Raw genomic sequence first — 21,029 nt, forward strand, 5'->3', positions numbered from 1 at the left:
TCACAACGCGATCCCCCAGAGTGAATTGAGGCTGAGCACATGCACCGGCTTTCCCTCGATCGTGCCCGGCAGGACGATGCTGCGCTCGAGCACGACAACGATTCCCCGAACCGCATCCTGCTCGGCGTAGCGCGTCAGCTGGTCCATCAACGTGGCGCGCGCAGGCCGCTGCTTCTTCACCTCGATCACGATGCCATCCACCCAGGCATCGGCGCGGCAGCCAGCGGCAAACGCATATTCCTTCTCGAATCGAATGTGGTGCGCCGTTAGGGATGCGCACACAGCATCATGGAGAGCGAATTCGAGCTGCCCGATTCGGCTCACGCGGATGGTCCGTAGCGAGACCAGGACTTTCTCTATCGAGACACCGGAGATTGGATCTTCAAACAACATGAGGGATCTCCCGGCGGCGCAGGTCTGGTGGGATCTGATCGAGGTCTGCGCGTTTATTCGTGGCGCCGCCCAGCTGCTTGAGGAAGAACGGGACGCCCGCGAAGTCGCATTGCTTCAGGAGGTCCTGCGCCCATTCGGTGAGCATGATGCGCGCACCAGGCCCGGACTCGCCGCCTACAATCACCCACCCCAGTTTTATGAGCTGCTCGATCGGGATACGAACCCGCTCGAGCAAAGGTTCCATGGACAGGCCGTGCAACCTGGCCGGTACACTCAGCAGCTTCCCCAGATCCCGATCGGCCTCGGCCTGGGTAACGATGGTCGCGATCAACCAGACATTGGGGTAACCCGAACCCCAATCGGGCGGGAGCATGCGGGCCACATTGCCGATTCGCTTTGTGACGATTTGAAAGGTGAGGTGAGGGCAGTCGCGTATCAGCTGCCAAAAATCTTCGCGCCATACCTCTGGCACTTCGTTGTCGAAAATGTCCGCCTGGGACGCAGTAAAGACCGGCCAGAACTCGCCTGTGCGGGCGGCCACCTTATTCCAGCGGTACACTTGGTTCCAGTTTGCGGTGCTCGTGCGATATCGAGGAACGCCGGCGCCCCAATGGGTGACGCCACCGAAAATCCCACGCGCATCCATGCGCTCGGCATAGCAGTGATCGCAGCCAGGTCCGGTCCGGGAACAGCCAATCCATGGATTCCACGTTGACCGCGTCCAGCCGATAGAGGTTCTTTCAGCCATGGTGGCCTCCCACAGCGTCCAAGGCAGCATGCATCTGGAACCCGGGCCGATCCCGATACATTTCCGCCGCGCCTCGCAGGTACTGCAGAATCCATTCGGTAACGATCCAACGCCGCCCCAGACGCTCAGCGGCCAGCCCAGTCTTTGTCGTGCCGCCAAAGAGGTCAGCGACCAGGTCCCCAGGCTCTGTCAGCAAACGAATGAAGAAGTCCGGCAACGATGTGGGCTGCATGGCGCCGTGCGGCGGCAAACCGAGCTCCTTCGCGTGCTGGCGATAAGCAGCGGTGTCACGACAGGCATGGCCACGTTCAAAGACATTGCGTGGAATCTTTCCAGCGGTGATCCGCCCGAACGAGTTCGGACGGATTTGGTACGCCCCATCACCATATTCGGCGGTGCGGCCGGCGCCGCCGGCATGCATCAACTTGTGGTGACGTTCGGTGTGCGCTTCGAGCACACGTCGGTTGTCCGAGCGTACCTTGAGTGGATCGTTGGTGAACCACAGCACCGGTTCGTACGCGGTGGTCAGCTGCACGCGGTTGACGCAGGCCCAGTAGGTCGGGCCCGGAGGCTTGCTGTAATTCACCCAGGGGATGCGGTCCATCAGATCAAGCCCAAGTCGATCGTGCAGAGCCAGCGTCAGACGTTCGATATACAGCGAGCGCGCTGGCGACTTGTGAGTGAAGATATCGTTGCTTATGTTGAGTACGACGCTGCCTCCGGGCGCGAGGTTGCGCACGACTGGATCCAAGGCCTCGCAGATGAAGTCGACGTACTGGACCTCGTCCGGATTGCCATAGGCGCGCGCCTGGCGCAGCGGGTAGGGCGGGGAACTGATGCAGAGATGGATTGGCTCATCGAGCAGAGGGAACACATTCTGGTGACGGCTCCAGATCGCCATGCCCAGCTCAGTGTGAAAGGCGATGAGCTTCACGCCTTCCGCTGCTCGGTCGAGATCCTTGCCTGCACGCTCAGTGAGGCGCCAGATACCGCGTTCCCCTTCGACGCGTTCAATCATCTTAAGTTGTTTGAGGGATTGCTGCATCCAGCGAATCTTTCTCGCTACAGGACTGCGCGGTGCACCCGCAGAACCAATTGGAACGCGAGCCTGCAGATCGCTATCGGATAGGCCCGCGCGCTGAGCGACGTCCCGGTAGAGTGCCGTGTTTGTCAGAGTGCCCGACGCGTCTGCATAGGCGGCCGCGACATGAGAGAAGAGTTCGAGCTGTTCACGCATCACAGGTTCCCAGTTGGCGATCGCCGGTAAACGCCCGCAGAATTGCCTCCCCACTATCAGTATTCGATGCGGCAGTTCGCGGCTCGATCGGCAGTTGTCGTAGCAGTTTGGTCGTCAGGCTGTAATAGCTGTTCTCTAGCGGAGCAGCGTGCTCGCGCACCCACTGCGCCGCCAGCGGTCGAGCAAGCGCCCATTGGACCCAGGCCAAGGTATCTGGATCCGCGCAGACTATGCTGAGGTTGTGATTAATCGGTAGGTGACCGCAAGGAACTGCAATGGCACACGGCACCTTCGCAATGCGCGGCACCAAGAGACTCGGACTCCGAAGGTCCATGCGGTGGAACGATTCCGGTGGCATCCACGGCTTGGCCTTGAGGCCGCGTGCGGCCATGCGATGCATATTGCGGTCCAAGTGGGCCATGATCGCGTTGCACGGCTCCACGTCCGGCATCGTCCGGATGGCGTAACGCACCGCTGGCCGAAGTATTCCCCCAATGACGTCGTCGGTGTCGATCGCCGGTACCAAGGATTCGGCAGGAATATTCGAAGCAGCGACATCTTCGGCGCTGATCACAAAGATTCCCGTGGTCCCCAGCCAAGGCGCCAGACGGACTTGGGCTATGTCGCCCAGCTTCACATAAGCGTCATAGCAACCCGGCTCAACGCCGGGATAAATCGCCTGTTTCGTGAGCGCACGCCCAGGTCCATCATGCAGGTGGACGGCAACAGGATGGACACGAGGCGGCGTGCCAGCGCGCCGACTTTTTGGGCGATAGAACGTAGATTTGACGTCGAGGCGTTCCAGGTGAGAAATGCTCACCGACTGACCAAGCTGGGAGCGTAGCTTTGCGGCGCCGGCGTTAAAGAGCCAACGGTCGGAGGTGACGAGGGCGATATGGCCACCTGGACGCAAAGACGCCACGCAGCGATCGAGAAAACTGTGCAACATGTCGCCGCTGGCGTAGGCCGGAACGTGTTTGCCGTACAGGTCGCGCAGGAACGAAGGAACGTTCACCCAGCGAAGATACGGTGGATTGCCAGCGATAACGTCGTACGTTGGTTCTGTCGGGCCCTCCGTGAGGAAGTCGCGATTGCTAATGATGCGGGTGGCCAGGCGCAGTGCCCGCGTGGGTTCACGGCCGAACGAGGCAAGAGCCACCGCCAAGCGAGCGCGGGCCTGGCGGCACGCCTCCGGATGCACTTCCCACCCGGAAAGCAAGGCGCAGAGTGTTTCGTCTCCCATGTCCTGGACCTGCAGGGCCTTGCGCACTGCCGCAACGAGGAACGCACCATCACCGCAGCTAGGGTCAACCAGTCGACGGTGATCACGAGGCCAGTCGACGCGCTCGAGCAGTTGATCGACGACAGGGGCTGCGGTGTAGATCGCGGTTGCTTGATGCAGAGCGTCAATGGCCTCCGCGTGCTGGGGCAGGAGAACCTCCTGCGGCGCCAAAGCCGTCACGTGGTCGTCAAGCATCATGGTCACCTTGATCGACTGCGAGGGCGAGTGCAACCGGACGCACCCAGATCGGCATGGCGCTGAGCATGAAGGTCTCGCCAGCGGCGGCCAGGAGAAGGGTGGTGCCCATCACCTCGGCGATGGCCTCAGCAGCGTCCGGAGGAACGGCATTGCCGATGCGCTCACGGTGAGCGCTATCGTTGGTGCCATCGAAGCACAACCCACGGCCCATGGCGTGGTTGTAGGCGTCGATCTCGCGCTGGGTTTGCGCGTCATCCGACCAGTGCTCGTCAGGATCAATCAGCGACTGCAACGCGGCCAGCTCCAGCGTAGTAAATGGACGGTGCCACGTACCGTCCAGCGCGCGGATGATGGCCACAGTCTTATCGTTGAGCGCGGGCAGTGCTGGCACCTGATCGATGCGCGGATCGGCGATTGACCAGCGGCCATTGTCGTAGCCGGCCGAGGCGCTAACCGCGCCGCTATGACTGGCCCACGGTACAACGCCATAGTGGCCGCCTGTCAGGTATGCATCGCCGGCCTTGCGGTTCAGCGTACGCGGGTCGGCAACTGCGAACGCGCCCTGACCGGTTGTGCTGCCCGCAATCACCGTCCCGGCCGGGCCGTCGAAGGGCGTGACCAGGTACTTTCCAGCACCTTCAAAGCCACTGGCCGAGCGCGGATCCGCAACGGCATAGGCGCCTTGGTCATCGCCACCGATAACGGTCCCCGTGCGCTTGTTCCATGGTGTGACGGCATACTTGCTGAACAGCGGGCCAGCAGGAGGGCGCGGGTCTGCGACCGAGAACCCGCCTTGTATCGGTGAGCGCTGGCCGGTGATCGTGCCGGTGGACTGGCCCCACGCGCGCACGCCGAGCTGGCCATAGTCGCCACCGTTGACGTAGCGCGGGTCGGCTACGCACTGGCCCGTGCTGTGTGCGCTGGACACGACTTTCGCCGGCTGGTCCCATGGGCCAATGCGGCACTCGTTGCTATGCTTGTCCGGGCCGAAGTGGCGCGGGTCGGCAACTGAGAACGAGCCGGTGGCCGGCCGGCTGTTGCCGGTCACAGTACCCGTCGGAGTATCCCAGTCGCGCACACCTAGCACGCCGTTGTGCATGTCAGGCACGATCAGATAGTCGCTCAAGTGCCCATTCTCCACCGCCAGCTTATTGAGGCTGCGCCAGTCGCTACCGGCCTCCACGAATGCCAGGCGTACCCAAGTTTTCCACTGCAAGCGCGGAATGCGGTGCATCGGGCCGCCGGCGGCATCGCCAGGAAATGGCATGCGGCCGAGTACGTCGCCGACGGCGCGCAGGCGCTTCTTCTGCGGCTCATAGAGGAACGGTGGCACCTTCTCCATGTGTCGTGCCACCAGCAGGAAACGCTTGCGGCTCTGGGCCAGGCCGCCCAGCTCGCCGCAGTCGTGAGTGGTCTCAGCAACGGCGTAGCCGAAGCTCTGCAGCAGCTGGTTAATCTGGTCCAGCAGGTGCCTGCCGCGAGTCGCCAAGCGGGGCACGTTCTCGAAAACGATCAGGTCGACCGGGTTGTCAGCCCACGCCTCGGCCATCAGCCAGATACAGCGCAGCGTCAGCTCGTTTAGCGCCTGATACTTGGCCGTCTTGCTCAGCGACTCGCTCAGCAGGCCGGACGCCCCCTTGCACGGCGAACTGATAAACACGACGTTCGGCGCCTCGTTGCCGGCGGCGCGCCGGATATCGACCGCGGTAGCCTCGCGCCAGCCGGCCGGAGGCTCCTTGCCGTGGAAAGCGGTGTACTGCGCACGCGTGAACAAGTCCATGACGGTACCGGGACGACCAGGTCCCGCACGATCGAAGTCACGGATCGCGGCCGGATCGTTGTCGATGCCGCCGATGCAGCGGAAGACGGCGGCTATGTTGCCTACCTGCGGCCGGGCCTTGTTGAAGCCCTTCTTTCCCCCGCCTAGGCCGCAGCAGAAATGGAAGTGGCGAATTTCTTTGGTGGTGGTGATCAGGTCGCGCTTCATACGGACTCCTCTACGACAGGGCCGGATTCGACAAAGAGCGAAGTTTGACCAGCATGAGAATGGGTGTTGTAAGGCATGTGAGTTCTCGCGAAAATTCTGAAGCCTAAAATTAGCTCAGATGGGTTGTCGAAGTCTTTGCAACCACGTTGCACTGAGAAGAGGTTAGCAATTTCAAGGCTCGTCTCGCAACGAAACGATCGCCAGCGCCGCGCAGCGCGCCCCGGCGGCGATCGGGGATCTGGCGGTGATCAGGTGTTGGCGAGTGCCCGGGCGCCGGCGACGACGGGCGGTACCTTTAAAGTGGAACGTCGATTAAGACTTCGGCTTGGCGTTCCGCCTCGCCGTGCGCGTGCAACTCATTCCATGCTCGACCCAACGCCTGATGAATTGCTGACAGCGCGTCTGCTTTCACCGGCGCGCAATTTACTGCGCATAGCTCGTCCAACGAATCGACCGTTTCCACGCTTCGCGTGAAGGTGGTGCGTTCCTCAGGGAAGTCGAACCACCGTTCGATGAAGCGCTTTTCAGCATCAATTCCGCCAGCATCCCAATCTGCACCAAAGCACCGGACCACAATGTGCGCGATTGGAGACGAGGACATTTCGTGCTGCTCGTACCCAAACGTGGTCCGGCCGATCGAGACCAATTGCGATGGGATGCCGAGGTCGCTAAGGCATGCCTGCAGTGCGATCGCAAACTCAGGCGCATATTTTTCGACGCAATCTGTGCGGTATTGGCTGATGTGGCTGAACAGCTTTGCCAGCAGTTCGCGCTCGCTACGAAAGTCTTGATACATAAGGGCTCCTGGAGGTTTAGTGGGCGGCGGGCGTTTCCGAGAGGCTGTCGCGCGAGAAGGACTCCCAAGGTTTGTCGTCGACGATCTGCTCTCCCTCGATTACAAGCTCGTACACGTCGGCGGTTTGCAGCGCCGCGTTATCGCGCAGGTACTGCAGGGCAGCTTCCTCGGCATCGAGAGGCCATGCGAAGTTCTGATCGAAGGGATTCCAGGGAAAGGCAACGCCGTCCGAGACGTTGACGGAATATTCGACTGTCCGGTCAAGTGCGGTGTCTTCTGGTACAGGTTGGGTAGTTTTCATAGTGGATACAGCAGTCTCCGTTGACGCGGTGCGACAAGTGTAGTGAGTGTCTGAGGCGTGGTTGCAAATCGGGATCGTTGCGAGACGAGGCCTCAAATTTCTACAATGGGAGTATGAAAAAGACAAACCTTCGACAAATCGGCAATTCGCTGGGCGTTGTGCTCCCCAAAACCCTGCTCGCACGTGCCGGCTTCAGCCTCGACACACCGCTTGACGTGATCGCTACGCACGGCGAAATTCGCCTGGTCCCATGTGATGGGACAGCAGTCGTCCTCACGAAAGCGGAGGTGCACGCGTTGCTGTCCGGCGACCTGGCCGGCCCGAACGGTCTGTCGGCGGCGCTGAAGCTCAAGGCAAGCCAGCAGTAAGGACAATTCGAGCTACGTGGATGGTGACTGGCATTCGGCCTAGTAGGGCATTGGGATCTCCCGCTTCTCCGACCATCGCGTCTCGTTAATACTATCGAGGAAACCATGACGAAACACTATGTAATCGCGCTCAGCAGAGCATTCTTGCCCACCGAGACATTCGATGCCCAGAAGGGAACTATCGTGTCCCGCCACACCGAGTCGTTCAAGGCCTCGGAGCAGGCGGACAAGCATAATGCGAAGAACGGCACCACCAGCCGTAAGCCGCTGTTCGGTGTGCTGAGCACTGAACTGTCGTTGGCCAAGGGCGACGTGCGCGAGGATCTTGCTGAGCAGTGGCTCAAGGACCGGTACGATCACGATGCGATCTACGTTATGAAGTGCATTCTCGATCCGAACTGGCGCGAGGGCCGGCCGGCAGATGAAGAAACAGTTGCCGTCTGGCTGGCGGACTTAAACCTGAACGTTGATGATCTGCGTATCCGCTATCAGGACCGAGCCCAGGAAGAACTCGATAAGGCGAATTCCAACCGCATTGCGCAGGCCGAGCTCCGCGCACGAGTGCTGGCCAACACAAAGGAGCTGGCCGCGGAGCGCAGCCAGTTCACCTACACCTTCCCCGCCGTGGCGGGAACGCAGGCTGGCCAGGTCTACTACGTGGCGCAGGTGCCACTGAAGGTGCTGGTGCGGTTGTTTCGGTTCGATGAGGAGGATGTCGTGCCGGCACAGCTCCGCGCCCAGCGCGTGATGACCGAGGCGCGGGCGGAGAAGATAGGCCAGTACATGGTCAAGAATCCGAACGACTATGTACTGCCCGCCATCACCGCCAGCGTGTCGGCCGAGATGGCGTTCCAGGCGCTGCAGGTGGACGGCGCCGCCGGCAGCGTCGGCCTGCTGCATATCCCGATGGAAGCGACGCTCCTAATCAATGATGGCCAGCACCGCCGGGGCGGCATCGAGCGCGCTATTAAGGAGCGCCCGGCGCTGGCTAACGAGACGATCGCCGTGGTGCTATTTTTCGACCAAGGGTTGGAACGCTCGCAGCAAATGTTCGCAGACATCAACGCGCGTCAGGTCAAGCCATCGTCGGCCATCAATGCGTTGTATGATCGCCGCAACCCTTTCAACCAGTGGGTGCTGGAGGTGATCGAGCAGCTGTCGCACATCAGCCATCGCGTCGACTTCGAGAACTCCAGCGTTGGGGCCAAGTCGTCGAAGCTGTGGAGTCTGGTCGCCTTCAAGAAATCGCTGTCACTGCTGACCGGCGTGGACGAAAAGACCATCGGCGCGCTGGGCGACCAGGAGCTGGCGACGATCACTGCATTCGTCCAGCAGTTCTTCGCGGCCTGCGCCGAGCGCATTCCCGACTGGCAGCAAATGGTCAGCGGTAAGATGGCGGCTGTCGACGTGCGCGAGCACATGGTCATCGGCCATGCCGTCTGGCTCGAAGGCCTGGCTGTGTTTGCGCGCCTGGCGATGTTCCCCGGCGATCAGGTCGACCACGGCCGCTTTGGGCAGAACGTGATCCGCCCAGACAGTGCCCAGTGGGACAAGCTTGATGCGTTGGCCAAGGTGGACACGCGCAAGGTATCTCGCATGTGGGATCGTCGCTGTGTGGTACTGGGCAAAATGCAAAAGACCGCCGACGGCGTGAATGGCACTGCGGCCAAGCTGCTGACGATGGCCAACGTCACACTGCCGCAGCACATGCGGGAGCTGGAACAGCGTCTGGCGGCATGAGGAGGCATAGGCCATCAGGTAGCTGATGATCGCAGGCTCGTCGGCCGGCAGCACGCCGCCCCAAACCAGATAGTGGTTGGCGGCCGACCGGTAGGCGCGGCGGGCGTTGTCGGAGGCCGCTGCAGCCAGCACCGCGCGGTGCCGCTCACGCCAGAGCGCAGTTGTAGGTCATCACAACTACCAGCTGGTAGTCTCAAAGTGCACCAGGTCGCGTACGATGGCGAGGTAAAAGGCCGCACGTCCCTTCATCGCAGTAGAGAACTGCGACAGCTCCTGTCGGTACTCCCCCTCGGTCCGGTTTGTAGGCCGGGTGTGGCCACATATCCACGAGAAGTACTCGATCAGATGCGTGCCCAGGTCATGCGGACGCTCCGTGGACTGCAGCGTGTACTCTCCGCCGTAGGCCATGCCTTTGCTCGTATCCAGGATCTTGAAATTGACCAGGTCTCCGCCGACGTGGTCTGGCAGTTTTTTTGACCAAGTGCCCAGGACATGGTTGGCTTGTGCGAACGACAGACACTTTTGTTGACCCAGGCCAGCGTGGTGAGTGAGGGTGATCTCGAGAGACATGTGGTTGGAATTGGGGTTGCTTTCGGATAGTTTATGGCGATCCGCCGAACGTGGTTGCAAGCTGTGTTTGGGGTTATTTTGAGGCGTGGTTGCACGGATTTTTCCGCCGACCTGCGGTATCGTGAATGCCTTGCGGAAACAATGCGTTTGCATAACCAGAGCCTGAAAGGATCCAAATGAGCATAGATATCAACGCCCAAGCATCGGGTGGCAGCACGGCGGAAGAAATTGCTACCTTCGTATACGATCAGGTCGGTTTTATGGACAAGGATGAGCTGGTGGCCGCCGTGGCCGCTCGCATCGACAGGCTCGTCGCAGCTGCACGCGAGAAGGCGCGGCATGACGCGTATGATTTGGAAGTCGCGGCGCCTCAGTTGAGCGCCGCGCGCGACGGCGAGCTGAAAATTGCGAGCCCGGCGCCGGCGCCAGGTCGACCAACGTTCGCAGATGAGATTGCCTCGGCGACGGCGCCACATCTGCAGGACGCGGTACGGGAAGCCGTCAAGGCAGACCCTGCAGCGTTCGTCCAGTCGCTGGTGAAGGAAAATGAAGAACTCAAATCCGAGGTTCGGCAGCACTCCATGATCCTGGACATGCACAACGAATTGATCGGCGTGGTCAAGGACTTGGTCTCTGAACTCGAGCGCTCTCCTGCGGTCCCCGCGCATCTGGCGGCCGTCAAGGCCCTCGTCGAACGCGCGGAATCGTCGCGCCTTGGGGAGGCCCAGATTCCTATGGGCGTTTCGCCATTTCGAATTATGGCGACAATGGAAAAGCTGGTGAGCTCGCACTCGGAAGTGATCATGCAGTTCGGCCGGAACATGCCTGGCACGACGGTGGCCAGCTGTGTGCGTGTTCTGGCCGACGCAACGAGACTCCTGGAAGAGATCCACGGACCTGCCAACGAAATCGATGCTAGCCGGGATGCTGAGTGCGACGATGATCTCGAACGGCCGCAAGCGACCTAAGTGACCTGCGTTGAACGAAAAAAGAGAGGCTCGCCTCTCTTTTTTTTGCGGCTTTAACCTGTCTACAGCGTTGGTGAAGTTTCACCCGGCGCCGATTCGGTGTCAGCCTCCAGCGATCCAGCACCATTGGATGCCCAGCGACTCTTGAGGCCAGCCAGTTTGGAAACGGCAGTGTGCCCAGCGAACCGTGGTGCTGGCGTTTGCTGCACGTTGGCGCGGGATTGCTCCACCGCGCGGGAAAGCTTCGCACCAACCATGCTCAGGACGCCTCCAACGACCGTGGCCATGACACCGGAGCCGGCCACCTGCACCAGTTGGTCAACAGGCGGCGACTGATTGACCGCTTGACCGAGGCCGGCCACATTCGCCAGGCCACCATAGACGGCGTTGGTCATTTTGACTGCTGGCGCCATCAAATGGCAGACCGCTGCTGCCGCATCTTTGTGATTGGCCAGCTCCGCGAAGATACCGAGGACCGATGCGCCGCCGTAGGCGACCGCCGCGATGCCTGCCAATTTGAGCGTGGTGGAGATGGCGGAGCCCAGGGTGATGCCGCGCGGTGTTGACGGAGAACCGATACGGATTGTCATGTCACTGGCCTTTTTCGAAGACTTCGATGGCCTGCAGCATGCCAACGACCATCTCTTTTGAGACGATGCCGATCACGGGGAGGCCGTGCTGCTGATGGACCGCCTGGGCTGCCTGAGGCAGCTCTTGTTCCGTGCAGCTTACGGGCACGTAGCGGATGTGTTCTGGCTTGGGATCCACTGCAGGATCGATGGCGTTCGTTGTGACAAAGAGGTAAGTCTGATTCATTTTTGTTCCCTTAGATGTAGGTCGTTAGTGACCGGTGCCGCGCTCCGCCGTTTCTTGTACAGTCCTGTTCAATTGAAACTGCTCCTGATACCAGGCGAGATACTTCCGGATGTGATCCGTTGCTTCGACCACGCCGTACGCGATATTGGTCATTTCTTTTTTAACTTCTGCAAGCCAGCCGTCGAAGCCGACCTGGCGAGCTTGTTGTTCACGACGGCCGCGCTCAAACGCGGCCGTTGCAAGTACATCGTCAGCAAACTTCTCCTTGAATTGCGGCTCGGACGTCGTATCGCCTTTTGCCGCGTACTCACCATGTTGGTACGCCAGGTGTAGGTCGGCCAAGCGGCAATTATTTCTGTCGGTCGTCATGATAGCTAGTTTCCGTTTCGGTTGTTGGCGGATTTGGCGAGACTGTTTAGCTGTTCCAGTGGTCCAGGCCCAGTTGTTTCCGATCATGCTTTTCTTCCAGACTGCGCCGCAATTTTGCGCGCTGCTGGCGCAGTTGGGCGCTCTGCTCCCTGGTGATTGGCGGAGCCGTCATTATTTCGTGCAAGTTGTGGTCACTGAAGCCTTTGTCCTCGCGCAGCATCATTGGATTCTCCAAACGTGGTTTTGACGGCATCCAGTGTAGAGAAGGACAGGGACGCGGTTGCAAAGGATTTCTCGGGGGCGTGTGCGGGTTGCCCCCTTCCGATGTTCAACGCCGGCCGGTTAGGACTCCAGCTGCATTGTCTTCAAAGCGCCCGGCATCCTCAATGTAGCCGTCGACGACCGCGTCGGTCTTCCAGCCACCCTGGTTCTTGATTGCCCGTCTGGATGCGCCCGCCTTGCTGGCAGCGGTGGCCATGCCGCGGCGCAGGCTATGAGCTGAGAATTCTGGCACCTGATCGAGGCCAGCGCGCTCGGCCCGCAGAACCAGGATGGAAGTTACGCTGCCAGCACCCAGCGCCTGCTTGCGGACAGTGCCGTGGCGGGTCATGGGCCGGAACACCGGCCCGTTTGTGATGCCCGACTTGCGCAGCCAGTCGCGCAGCGCGGTTGGGCCGCACAGCGAATCCTGGCCGCCATAAGGGATCGAGCGCAGCACGCCCTGCCCCGTCTGATCGGTCTTTGAACGCTGCAGCACGATCGTCAGCCCCTCCGGTTCCCACAGCAGGTCCTCCACCAGGATCCCGACCAGCTCGCTGCGCCTGAATGCGCCAAGGAAGCCGACTTGCAGCAGCGCGTTGTCGCGCACGGCCGCCAGCGACATATCCATGGTCAGCGCCATCACCATCTGCTTGAGGCTGGCCAGCGACAATGCCCTCGCCTGTTTCTTCGGCTTGCCGTGCAGCTTAAACGCACCGGACAGTGCGGCGCGCACGGCCGGCGCCCCGGTCGGGTCGTAGAAGCCCTGGTGAATGTGCCACTTGGACAGGGCCGACAGGCGGTGCGACAAGGTGCGGGGGTTGAGGACCTCATCGTGGCTGGCGAGGTAGCGCAGAACCGCGTCCTCGTCTGCAGGCAATAGGCCGCCCCAGTTCAGGAACTGCTGCACGGCGGAGCTGTAGGTGCGGCGTGTGTTCTTGGTCACAGCGGCCGCCTGCAGCACGCGGAGCTTCGCTTCGATCTCGGCATCCGTCAACGCCGGCGCAAGGCGGGCGACGCGGCCGGGCCCACGCGAGGCGCCGGGATCGGCGAGCGACAGACTCGCCGAGGGTGCAGTGATTTTTTTCATTGGTAAATAAAAATATTTTCCGAGGGGAAATATCACATGTCAAGAATTGATAATGCATATTATCATGAGTTGTAAATTGCGTTGCATTTTTATCGTCATGTGGTAAGGTAAGGTAATATTACCTCTTACCATTTAAATTACCATGACAAACCAGCCCCGGCCAGACGCCCCAGAACCCGCTTTCGACCTCAAGGAACGGGTCCACCGCGCCTGCGCCGCCTTGGCGCTGGCCGGCAGGTCGGTGACCAACGAGGCGGTGCGGGAAGCCATCGGCGGCTCGTACCGCGACATCGCGCCGCTGGTGAAGGCCTACAAGGCGATGCAGCGCACCGCCCCGGTGGCGCCCGAGCAGGCCGGCCTGCCCGGCAACGTGGTCGAGGCGGTGCAGCTGCTGCAAACCCACCTGCAGGCCGGCGCCGACCAGAAGGTGGCCACCGCCCACCAGCAACTGACCGAGGTGCAAGCCCGGGCGCACGCGGACCTGCAGGCCGCCGCCACGCGCGAGGCGGCGCTGGCCAGCGAGAACGCCCAGCTGCGCCTCGACCTGGTGAACGCTCGCGCCCAGGTGGCCACGTTGGAGGCGTATCGCGCCGACCAGGCCGCCACCATCGCCCGGTTGGAGGCCGACAACGCCGGCCAGGTCCAGCGTCTGGCCGACCGCGCCGCCGAGCTGCACGAGGCGCGCGAGCAGCTCAAGCAAGGCAAGCTGCAGTATGCGCACCTGGAGGAGAAGAGCGCGTTCAATCTCACCGAGGAACGCCGCTTGGCCGCACAGCGCTACAACCTGCTGCAGCACGATCACCAGCAGCTGCAGCACGCGAACGGCGGCCTGGAGACGGCGCTGCGGGCCGCCGATGGCCAGGTCGCGCAGCTGCGCACCGAAGTCGAGCGGGGTACAGCGGCGTTCGCCGCAATCAGCACCGAGGCGGCAACGGCGCGCGCGCAGCGAGATCACGCGTCGGCGGCGCAGATCCGTGCCGAGAACGCCCAACGCGAGGCCGCCCAGGTCGCAGAATCGGTGGCGCGGCAGCTGGGCGAAGTCAAGCAAGAACTGGCTGAGCGCCAGGGCGAACTTAAACGAGTAGAGCGCGATCTGCACAAGGCCCAGAATCTGGTCGACCAGTTGAACAGGGAAGTCGTGATCGCGAAGCAGGAGCGCCACCGGCTGGAGGATATGCTGCGCGATGCGCGAGGAGGGGAGTGATGTCCGAGCAGCCTACTGATCGAGCGGCTTTCGCGTGGCGCAACGGCCCCGGTGAAATCGCCAGCACCAAATTCGAAGACCAGGTACTACGGTACTGGCGGAACGTGGCGCTGCCGGCGTTGGCCAGCGCTGACATTGAAGTAGAGCAGGCGCTGGCCGCCACCGAGACCGATGTGTCAGCTGTTTTTGTGCACACGGATCGGGTCGACCAGCACCAGGTGACAGCACTGGCGATGGGGATCGCGCTGCAGTCGCTATGGGAACGGCAGCTGCGCCGCTATCTGGGGGCCTGTGTGGCAAGCGATGAGGCAATGCAGAAGCGAGTCCAAAAGGTGCCATGGACTGATCTGCAAAAGCTCTTTCATCTTCTCAGGGGAGTTCCGCTGCAGGCGTTCGCCAACTTTCCTGAGCTCGATCTCTTGTCCCAGATCGGCAACGTCTGCCGCCACGGCGACGGAACAACGGCTGATCGCCTTTGGAAATCGCACCCGGAGTTGTGGCCCTACAGCGAAAATTTAGGACAGCATGGTGCTGCACCACCAGTAGAACACATCCATCTCAGCACCGAGATGCTGACTCGGCTCGCTGATGCAGTGGCTACGTTCTGGGAATTTATCAGCTATCTCTACACGGAGAATTTGCGTGTCAAGCATCCTTCGGTAGAACGCCGCCTGCCGGAATTGCGCCGCCGCCACGTGTGGGCCATTGAGCATTTCAATCTTGCATGTTTGCGCGACCTGGGCGAGTTTCGGGGGGCACCTTAAACCAGGAGCAACCTGGTGAATCACGCCGGCCAGGCAGCCATCATCGCGCGGCCGGCCGCGCGGCCGAGTTGCCCGAGGGGCCAGGTAGCGCGCGTTTAACGTCGCCGAGAAACGCCGCTTAGAGGATCTGCTTCGCCAGTAGAGCGCTGAGTCCGAACCGGCTTGGCCGCTGAGCGGGCCCAAGGACCGCAGCCCTTCGGAACCCTCTCATCCGTAAAAAAGAGGAGGGGGCGGTTAAGGCTTGGGACGGGAAGGCTCGTCCTTGTCGTCGTCGTAGAAAACATTGACTTGGTCACCGAACACATGGACTGCACCGAAAATCTCACCACCGAGACGTACGCCGTCGACGACCTGCGGACCAGCGGAGCGCGGAAGCGAGTGCCCGCTGGAGTGCATGTCACGGGAAAACACATTCACCTGCGGGCCGATAACAACAGATTCAACATTCGAATGCTGACCACTCTGTTGGGCTGAGGGCGTCTGCTCGGCCTCTACGCCACCTTGGGCGGTATGCCTGTCCGTCGTCTGTTTATGCTCGGCATCGCGCCGGTTGGGACTTATCGCATTTTCCTTGATCGACTTGAGTGTTTGGAGCACAGCAGCGGGATCATGTCCGGAACGCATGACAGTCGACGAGAGGGGGGGCGGGGTAATGCCTGCAGGCGTGGAGAATTCGTGCGCAAAGCTCGCCAGGTCCTCAATAGTCGCATCGTCTCGTGCCGAATCCAGTTCTTTAAAGAGCGCCTCCAGCTCATCCGCTGCGCCAGGTCCTAAAGCAGCGGAAACAGCGATTGCGTTATGAAAATATTTGGAAATGAGTTCCCGATGCTGCAGAGCGAGGATCGCTTTCTCGAATTCCTTGTTCACCGACACCCGGGAAATAACGGTACCACCCCCCAGTTCTATTCGACCATGCACTCGAATGGCACTCGGCATCCGCTGGTCCATCTGCAAGTAGCACTTTTCGCCTTCCATCTGTATCGAGCCGAAGGCGCCCTTGCAGAGATGGCGCATGACAGCAGCGCTATGCGGAAATTCCATGGCAGCGGTGTCCACCACGACAACTAGGTCGCCTGGAATTAATGAGCTAGGTAAAACAGGTTTGGAGCGATGGATTGTCATTTCTTTTTCCGTATCAGTAGGGAGCAGAATATCAATAGTCGAACGGCCGGGGGATCACCCCGCAAGGTCGCGAGGCGGGGGGGCTTGATAGCCGTTTGTTAGATATGGAAATCTTACACAACGAACCCAGCGCGGTTGCAAAATATCCATCCTTGCCCTCGCTAGGCCGTTTACCAACAGCCCGGCGAAATTCGGAAAGAGCGGCCGGCTCGGCGACTGCGGCGGCGCCGAATCCTCCACGTATGGGCAGATTTACTTCACATCCTGCGGGGATTGTCACTTTTACTTCAGCTAATCGGGCACTTTCACTTCACTGGACGACCAAGCAACCACTGTGCCGCCGAGCTGCACGAGGCCAGGCAGCGAGCGCGTTCAACCGCGCCGAGGAACGCCGCTTGGAGGATCTGCTTCGCCAGCAGAGCGGCGACAAAAGCACGCGCCGGTGCGCAGTTGCGGCGGCTGAATGTCCTGCCGCCCCAGCAGGGGTAGTTTGCCGGTGGTAACGAGCTGGGACAGATGGTATAGTATCCAAAGTATGGATTTTGCAACACCACCCGCCCGGTAGGCGGGGCGCGCAAAGAAAAACAGGCCCTGCAACGCAGGGCCTGTTTTTTAATAACTGGGGGAACGAGCCAATTGGACTGATCAGTTAGACTGCAGTATCCGTTAGGGTCGAACCCCACTTAGAGGGTGTACTAGCAAATCATTTCAAAAAACGCTCACTAGCCGAACCATCATCCTAATCTCAATGACTACTTCTGTCAATCCTCTTGAAAACCTCGCCGTCGTACGCTTGCTCGAATTCTTGGCTGATCGTAGCCCATGGAACAGGTCTCTGTGGGGTATCGGCGTCGTGTTGGCCCTGGACGAGCTTTACGAGTCCTGTATCGTTGTGGCCCAGGGCCATCTTAGCGAACCATCACTCAAACGAGTTATGTCATCGTTGAGCAAACGCGTGGGCCTACACCCGGGCTTTACCGCGGCTGAGAAACGACTCCTCAACCAGCACCTTCAGCAGGTTCCCCGCCCTGACAGCGTCGCGCACTACACCATCCAGCAGGTCTCAACCCTGGTCGCGGCCGATTACCTGGTCAGGTGGAGCCGTGTGATTTCTTCGGGCAATTTTAATGTCGAATTTTTTGCGCGCAGCGTTGCTGGCCACCTGCTTGATGCTGGTTTCTCCGGGCAGTACTTGCGAGAATTCATCAACGCGCATATTCAGGGAACAGTCCCATTTTCGTTAGCGCAGCTTTGCACTGATCTGCAGCAGGAAATGCTCGCCAGCCCCTCGCGCGATTTCGAAGTATTGCTCGCTTTCGGGGCAATACCCAGATTGGTCAATGGCGTTCCGCCATCATGGTTGCAAGGACCGGCGGTCATCGAATGGCTGAGGGCGCACGGGTTCGATACAGCTGGCGTACGTGCGCCGGCAGCGCTGATTCTAACGGTCAGGGCACGCGACACGATCGGAGCCGCCCAGATCGCGCGTAGTGAATCAGATCGTTACGCCGCAAGAACCTTGTTGGCGACCGGCCGCCCCTTGAATCGGATACCCAAGCTTTGGGTCGTTGGCAGCGGAGCGCCAGTCGACCTGGACCACGAGCGACGCGGCGTCGAAGTGAAGGAACTATACCGGGAGGATCGGATATTTTCCGCCGATACGAACAAAAGCGTCGATGCAGCGCTTGATCTTCTCGCCCATTTGGACGGCAGCTCGCCGACTGCGGCCGTGGCCGGCGGTTGGGGAGCTATCGAAGGATTACTCGCCCCTTCCAATGACCGATCCGCCGCCGCTGACAACTTGGCAGGTCTGGTTACCTGTTCCTTCCCCCGCGCCGAACTGACGAGATTGGCCCACTTGGTGCAGCAGGACTACCCTGGGCAATACCCCTTGCTCGAAGGCGCCGCTAGCAACCGCGGACGTTCCCGCATAGTTGGGGATATGATCATTGCCGGGACCATGCCGGCTCTCCCAGGTTTAAGCGACCAAGCGGCCGTGACGCGCATGAAGAAATTGTTCCTTAATCCAAAGGGGGAACTGGAAATAATTCGCGAAGTGATTTCCGACTCCTTCCACCGCCTCTATCGGCAAAGGAACCTCATTTTGCACGGCGGTAAACTCGATAGCGTTGCGCTCACCCCAGGATTGCGTACGGTGGCGAAACTAGCTGGGGCAGGGATGGATCGTGTCACGCACGGCCATTATGTCCAGAACCTCAAGCCACTCGAACTGGTAGCGAAGGCCAATATAGCACTTGCATTGGTGGACGCATCTAATCCCCTTGCCTGCGTCGAGTTGCTAGAGACAAGCTGAAAACCTTGGGCAGTAAATCGCGTCCTACCCGAGGGATCTCAAGGAGTCGAGTTAGACGGGCGGTGCGCCTTTACATCCCCATAGGAGCCTGCGGCATGCGATGCACCGGCACTCGCCTGGTTGGTGCACAAAGATTTCGCCAACTTCTCTACTTCAGCCTTCTTCAGCGCGCCCCAAGCCGAAATCAGATAGGCAGCGCCATCACGGTCAACAGTCACGCCAAACTGTTCGACGAGTGCATGCACCGCCCGCTGCGCTTCGGCCCGCGTGCACTCGACCGCTGTGGAAACGCGATGCATGGTCGCCTCCCCGCGCTTCATGTGATCGATCGCCAATAGCACGACGAAATAGCGCCTGGCGTCACCTTTCGGAAAATCCCGGTATCGCATAGTTCTACCTGCTGCCCACAAAATCGGCGATCGCCCGATAGTTGCGGAACTTCGTATACTCGCCGATCCAGCTAAGCCGCACGGTTCCAAGAGGTCCGGAACGTTGTTTGCCAATGATGATTTCTGCAGTGCCCTTGTCTTCCGTGTCAGGGTGATAGACCTCGTCCCGATAGACGAACAGGATCACATCGGCGTCTTGTTCAATGGCGCCTGACTCCCTCAGATCCGACATAACCGGACGCTTGTTTGGTCGGGATTCGAGCGAGCGATTGAGCTGTGATAGCGCAATGACGGGGCACTTCAATTCCTTGGCCAAGGCTTTAAGCGACCGTGAAATTTCTGCCACCTCGGTCGCGCGATTATCCCCTCGGCCTTGTCCTTCATTGTTCGATACCATCAGCTGCATATAGTCGACAACGATCAAACCCAGCTGTCCGTGGGCGCGGGCCTCGCGCCTAGCTCGAGCACGCAACTCCATCGGTGAGAGACTTGGCGTCTCGTCGATATACACCGGCACGTCGTTCAGTTTCTGGATTGCGTGCGTGAGACGAGGCCAGTCCTCGTCATTCAACTTGCCATTGCGCATCCGTTGCTGGTCCAACTGTCCAGTCGAACCCAAAATACGCATTGCCAGTTGGGTCCCGCCCATCTCCATGGAGTAAATCAACACCGGCAGTCCTGCCTCAAGCGCGACATGCTCGCCAATATTGACTGAGAAAGCGGTCTTGCCCATCGATGGTCTACCCGCGACCACAATGAGATCGCCAGGCTGTAGGCCGGACGTGAGGCGGTCCAGATCGATGAATCCCGTGGGAACGCCGGTGACTTCACTTTGATCTTCGCGCGAATATAGTTCATCGATTCGCTCGACAACCTGTGTGAGGAGCGGTTGGAGTGCGACAGCACCGGTATCCGCACGCCCCCGCTCGGCGCCGATGGCCATGATCTTGGCTTCAGCGTCACCCAGAAGCCCCATGATGCCGTCATTGTGAGGGCGGTACACACTCTCACAAATTTCATTGGCCGCGACGATCAGCCGGCGCGCAATGCCGCGGTCACGCACGATCTCCGCATATCGACCGATATTCGCTGTCGACGGCATCGTTTGCGCCATCGCATTCAGATACGCCAGCCCACCGACGTCCTCGGCCTTGCCGATTTGTGTCAGCTGCTCAAACACGGTGATCACGTCCGCTGGTTTGTTCGCACCAATCATGCGGACGATCTCCTTGAAGATCAAGCCGTGGTCGTAACGATAGAAGTCGGCCGCACTGAGCAATCCACCGATACGGTCGAACGCGGTATTGTCCCGCAACAAGCCACCAAGCACAGACTGTTCTGCCTCAATCGAGTGTGGGGGAAGACGCAATTCGTCCATCTGAAAATCCCTGCTAGCTGGTCCCATCGATATTCCCTTACGTAGTACTGCCTGCGGCAATTGATTGGCGCGACGCGTCGTGCTCGCATCGCAGCCGTGGATCGGTTCGCCTCTATTATAGTCCGTTAAATGATACGGTCAACAGGCTTTTTTTTGGTTCCATTGCTTGAGAGGTCGAGCGAGAACCCTGCTGAGTACGTTTACGCGCGGCTGGCACAATACTGACAATGCCAAAATTATTCGCAGTCTCGCAATATTGGCAGCGATGAATATTAGCGTTTAAAATCACCGTGCCTTAAAAATTTCCCGCCTCACTCGCAAAGGACCTTTATGACCACGTATCAAGAATATAAGCAGCAAATTGCTGAGCTGGAAAACCTGGCCGAGTTAGCCCGTAAAAATGAGATTGCAGCGGCCAAAGATAAGATCGGATCCATTATGAGGGACTTCAATCTAACTCTGGCTGATTTGGGCCATATCGCAAGAGTGAAGGTTGCCAAGGACCGCAGTCCGGTCCCCATTAAGTATCGTGACAATGCGACCGGAGAGACTTGGACTGGTCGTGGGCGCGCACCGAAGTGGCTGCACGGGAAAGATAAAAACGATTACGAGGTTAAGTCCGCCGTTCAAACTATTTAATCCACGGCGACCGACACTGGGTCATACGTGTGCTTGCGCATTTTTGTCCTGGGGTGCCAATGTAATCTAGGCGTGCCAGATCCCCGACCGCTGCCGGC

General features: G+C 60.0%; 23 protein-coding genes. 7 read left to right on the forward strand and 16 right to left on the reverse strand.

Going from position 1 to position 21,029, the window contains the following annotated elements; all coding sequences use genetic code 11:
* The 7 genes from ACSQ3S_RS32820 to ACSQ3S_RS32850 all read right to left on the reverse strand — a co-directional run bounded on the left by ACSQ3S_RS32820 (position 1) and on the right by ACSQ3S_RS32850 (position 6,942).
* The gene (locus tag ACSQ3S_RS32820; protein ID WP_436145148.1) at positions 1 to 393 is read right to left on the reverse strand and encodes a hypothetical protein; all 393 of its coding nucleotides are present in this window, start codon (positions 391 to 393) and stop codon (positions 1 to 3) included.
* Entirely contained in the window at positions 383 to 1,141 is a 759-nt protein-coding gene (locus ACSQ3S_RS32825; RefSeq protein ID WP_436145149.1) for a DUF5131 family protein, read from the reverse strand. Before ACSQ3S_RS32825 ends, ACSQ3S_RS32820 begins: the two co-directional genes overlap by 11 nt.
* A complete protein-coding gene (locus tag ACSQ3S_RS32830; RefSeq protein WP_436145150.1) occupies positions 1,134 to 2,378 on the reverse strand; it encodes a DNA methyltransferase in 1,245 nt (414 codons plus the stop codon). The genes ACSQ3S_RS32825 and ACSQ3S_RS32830 overlap by 8 nt, the downstream gene beginning before the upstream one ends.
* Positions 2,371 to 3,858, reverse strand: coding sequence for an Eco57I restriction-modification methylase domain-containing protein (locus ACSQ3S_RS32835; RefSeq protein WP_436145151.1), 1,488 nt, complete (start codon positions 3,856 to 3,858; stop codon positions 2,371 to 2,373). The genes ACSQ3S_RS32830 and ACSQ3S_RS32835 overlap by 8 nt, the downstream gene beginning before the upstream one ends.
* Positions 3,848 to 5,845: a DNA cytosine methyltransferase gene (locus ACSQ3S_RS32840; protein ID WP_436145152.1), complete on the reverse strand. Its 1,998-nt coding sequence runs from the start codon at positions 5,843 to 5,845 to the stop codon at positions 3,848 to 3,850. Before ACSQ3S_RS32840 ends, ACSQ3S_RS32835 begins: the two co-directional genes overlap by 11 nt.
* 295 nt (positions 5,846 to 6,140) lie before the next feature.
* Positions 6,141 to 6,641 carry a hypothetical protein gene (locus ACSQ3S_RS32845; RefSeq protein ID WP_436145153.1) on the reverse strand — a complete coding sequence of 167 codons (501 nt, stop codon included), beginning with the start codon at positions 6,639 to 6,641 and terminating at the stop codon, positions 6,141 to 6,143.
* Between the two features lie 16 nt (positions 6,642 to 6,657).
* Entirely contained in the window at positions 6,658 to 6,942 is a 285-nt protein-coding gene (locus ACSQ3S_RS32850; protein ID WP_436145154.1) for a hypothetical protein, read from the reverse strand.
* 113 nt (positions 6,943 to 7,055) lie between these two features.
* Here ACSQ3S_RS32850 and ACSQ3S_RS32855 point away from each other — a divergent pair, with 113 nt between their 5' ends.
* Both ACSQ3S_RS32855 and ACSQ3S_RS32860 read left to right on the forward strand, forming a co-directional pair.
* Entirely contained in the window at positions 7,056 to 7,310 is a 255-nt protein-coding gene (locus tag ACSQ3S_RS32855) for an AbrB/MazE/SpoVT family DNA-binding domain-containing protein (RefSeq protein WP_436145155.1), read from the forward strand.
* Between the two features lie 105 nt (positions 7,311 to 7,415).
* On the forward strand, positions 7,416 to 9,050 hold the full coding sequence (locus tag ACSQ3S_RS32860) for a DNA sulfur modification protein DndB (RefSeq protein ID WP_436145156.1): 1,635 nt from the start codon (positions 7,416 to 7,418) through the stop codon (positions 9,048 to 9,050).
* A gap of 177 nt (positions 9,051 to 9,227) precedes the next feature.
* Here the strand turns inward: ACSQ3S_RS32860 and ACSQ3S_RS32865 are convergent, their stop codons facing one another.
* Positions 9,228 to 9,773: a hypothetical protein gene (locus ACSQ3S_RS32865; RefSeq protein ID WP_436145157.1), complete on the reverse strand. Its 546-nt coding sequence runs from the start codon at positions 9,771 to 9,773 to the stop codon at positions 9,228 to 9,230.
* Positions 9,774 to 9,796: 23 nt separating this feature from the next.
* Between ACSQ3S_RS32865 and ACSQ3S_RS32870 the strand changes: the two genes are divergently transcribed.
* Positions 9,797 to 10,588, forward strand: a complete 792-nt coding sequence (locus ACSQ3S_RS32870; protein ID WP_436145158.1) for a hypothetical protein — start codon at positions 9,797 to 9,799, stop codon at positions 10,586 to 10,588.
* A 62-nt stretch (positions 10,589 to 10,650) separates the two neighbouring features.
* Here the strand turns inward: ACSQ3S_RS32870 and ACSQ3S_RS32875 are convergent, their stop codons facing one another.
* From ACSQ3S_RS32875 to ACSQ3S_RS32895, 5 genes are all read right to left on the reverse strand, one after another.
* Positions 10,651 to 11,178, reverse strand: coding sequence for a hypothetical protein (locus ACSQ3S_RS32875; protein WP_436145159.1), 528 nt, complete (start codon positions 11,176 to 11,178; stop codon positions 10,651 to 10,653).
* 1 nt (position 11,179) lies between these two features.
* On the reverse strand, positions 11,180 to 11,404 hold the full coding sequence (locus ACSQ3S_RS32880) for a hypothetical protein (RefSeq protein WP_436145160.1): 225 nt from the start codon (positions 11,402 to 11,404) through the stop codon (positions 11,180 to 11,182).
* A 24-nt stretch (positions 11,405 to 11,428) separates the two neighbouring features.
* Positions 11,429 to 11,773 (reverse strand): hypothetical protein, encoded by a 345-nt coding sequence (locus ACSQ3S_RS32885; RefSeq protein ID WP_436145161.1) that lies wholly within the window; start codon positions 11,771 to 11,773, stop codon positions 11,429 to 11,431.
* Between the two features lie 46 nt (positions 11,774 to 11,819).
* Positions 11,820 to 11,996: a hypothetical protein gene (locus tag ACSQ3S_RS32890; RefSeq protein ID WP_436145162.1), complete on the reverse strand. Its 177-nt coding sequence runs from the start codon at positions 11,994 to 11,996 to the stop codon at positions 11,820 to 11,822.
* A gap of 105 nt (positions 11,997 to 12,101) precedes the next feature.
* A complete protein-coding gene (locus ACSQ3S_RS32895) occupies positions 12,102 to 13,121 on the reverse strand; it encodes a site-specific integrase (RefSeq protein WP_436145163.1) in 1,020 nt (339 codons plus the stop codon).
* 142 nt (positions 13,122 to 13,263) lie between these two features.
* Here ACSQ3S_RS32895 and ACSQ3S_RS32900 point away from each other — a divergent pair, with 142 nt between their 5' ends.
* Entirely contained in the window at positions 13,264 to 14,325 is a 1,062-nt protein-coding gene (locus tag ACSQ3S_RS32900; protein ID WP_436145164.1) for a DNA-binding protein, read from the forward strand.
* Positions 14,325 to 15,089, forward strand: a complete 765-nt coding sequence (locus ACSQ3S_RS32905) for a hypothetical protein (RefSeq protein ID WP_436145165.1) — start codon at positions 14,325 to 14,327, stop codon at positions 15,087 to 15,089. Before ACSQ3S_RS32900 ends, ACSQ3S_RS32905 begins: the two co-directional genes overlap by 1 nt.
* 234 nt (positions 15,090 to 15,323) lie before the next feature.
* On the opposite strand, the gene ACSQ3S_RS32910 is transcribed toward ACSQ3S_RS32905, so the two are convergent.
* A complete protein-coding gene (locus ACSQ3S_RS32910) occupies positions 15,324 to 16,211 on the reverse strand; it encodes a hypothetical protein (protein WP_436145166.1) in 888 nt (295 codons plus the stop codon).
* 748 nt (positions 16,212 to 16,959) lie between these two features.
* Between ACSQ3S_RS32910 and ACSQ3S_RS32915 the strand changes: the two genes are divergently transcribed.
* On the forward strand, positions 16,960 to 18,525 hold the full coding sequence (locus tag ACSQ3S_RS32915; protein ID WP_436145167.1) for an integrase: 1,566 nt from the start codon (positions 16,960 to 16,962) through the stop codon (positions 18,523 to 18,525).
* A gap of 38 nt (positions 18,526 to 18,563) precedes the next feature.
* On the opposite strand, the gene ACSQ3S_RS32920 is transcribed toward ACSQ3S_RS32915, so the two are convergent.
* Both ACSQ3S_RS32920 and dnaB read right to left on the reverse strand, forming a co-directional pair.
* A complete protein-coding gene (locus ACSQ3S_RS32920) occupies positions 18,564 to 18,914 on the reverse strand; it encodes a hypothetical protein (RefSeq protein WP_436145168.1) in 351 nt (116 codons plus the stop codon).
* Between the two features lie 4 nt (positions 18,915 to 18,918).
* Positions 18,919 to 20,319: a replicative DNA helicase gene (dnaB, locus tag ACSQ3S_RS32925; RefSeq protein ID WP_436145169.1), complete on the reverse strand. Its 1,401-nt coding sequence runs from the start codon at positions 20,317 to 20,319 to the stop codon at positions 18,919 to 18,921.
* A 303-nt stretch (positions 20,320 to 20,622) separates the two neighbouring features.
* On the opposite strand from dnaB, the gene ACSQ3S_RS32930 reads away from it, so the two are divergent.
* Positions 20,623 to 20,931: an H-NS histone family protein gene (locus ACSQ3S_RS32930; RefSeq protein WP_436145170.1), complete on the forward strand. Its 309-nt coding sequence runs from the start codon at positions 20,623 to 20,625 to the stop codon at positions 20,929 to 20,931.
* Positions 20,932 to 21,029 lie beyond the last annotated feature (98 nt).

It is taken from the genome of Duganella sp. LjRoot269 (assembly GCF_964254095.1).
Taxonomy (GTDB): domain Bacteria; phylum Pseudomonadota; class Gammaproteobacteria; order Burkholderiales; family Burkholderiaceae_D; genus Rugamonas; species Rugamonas hordei.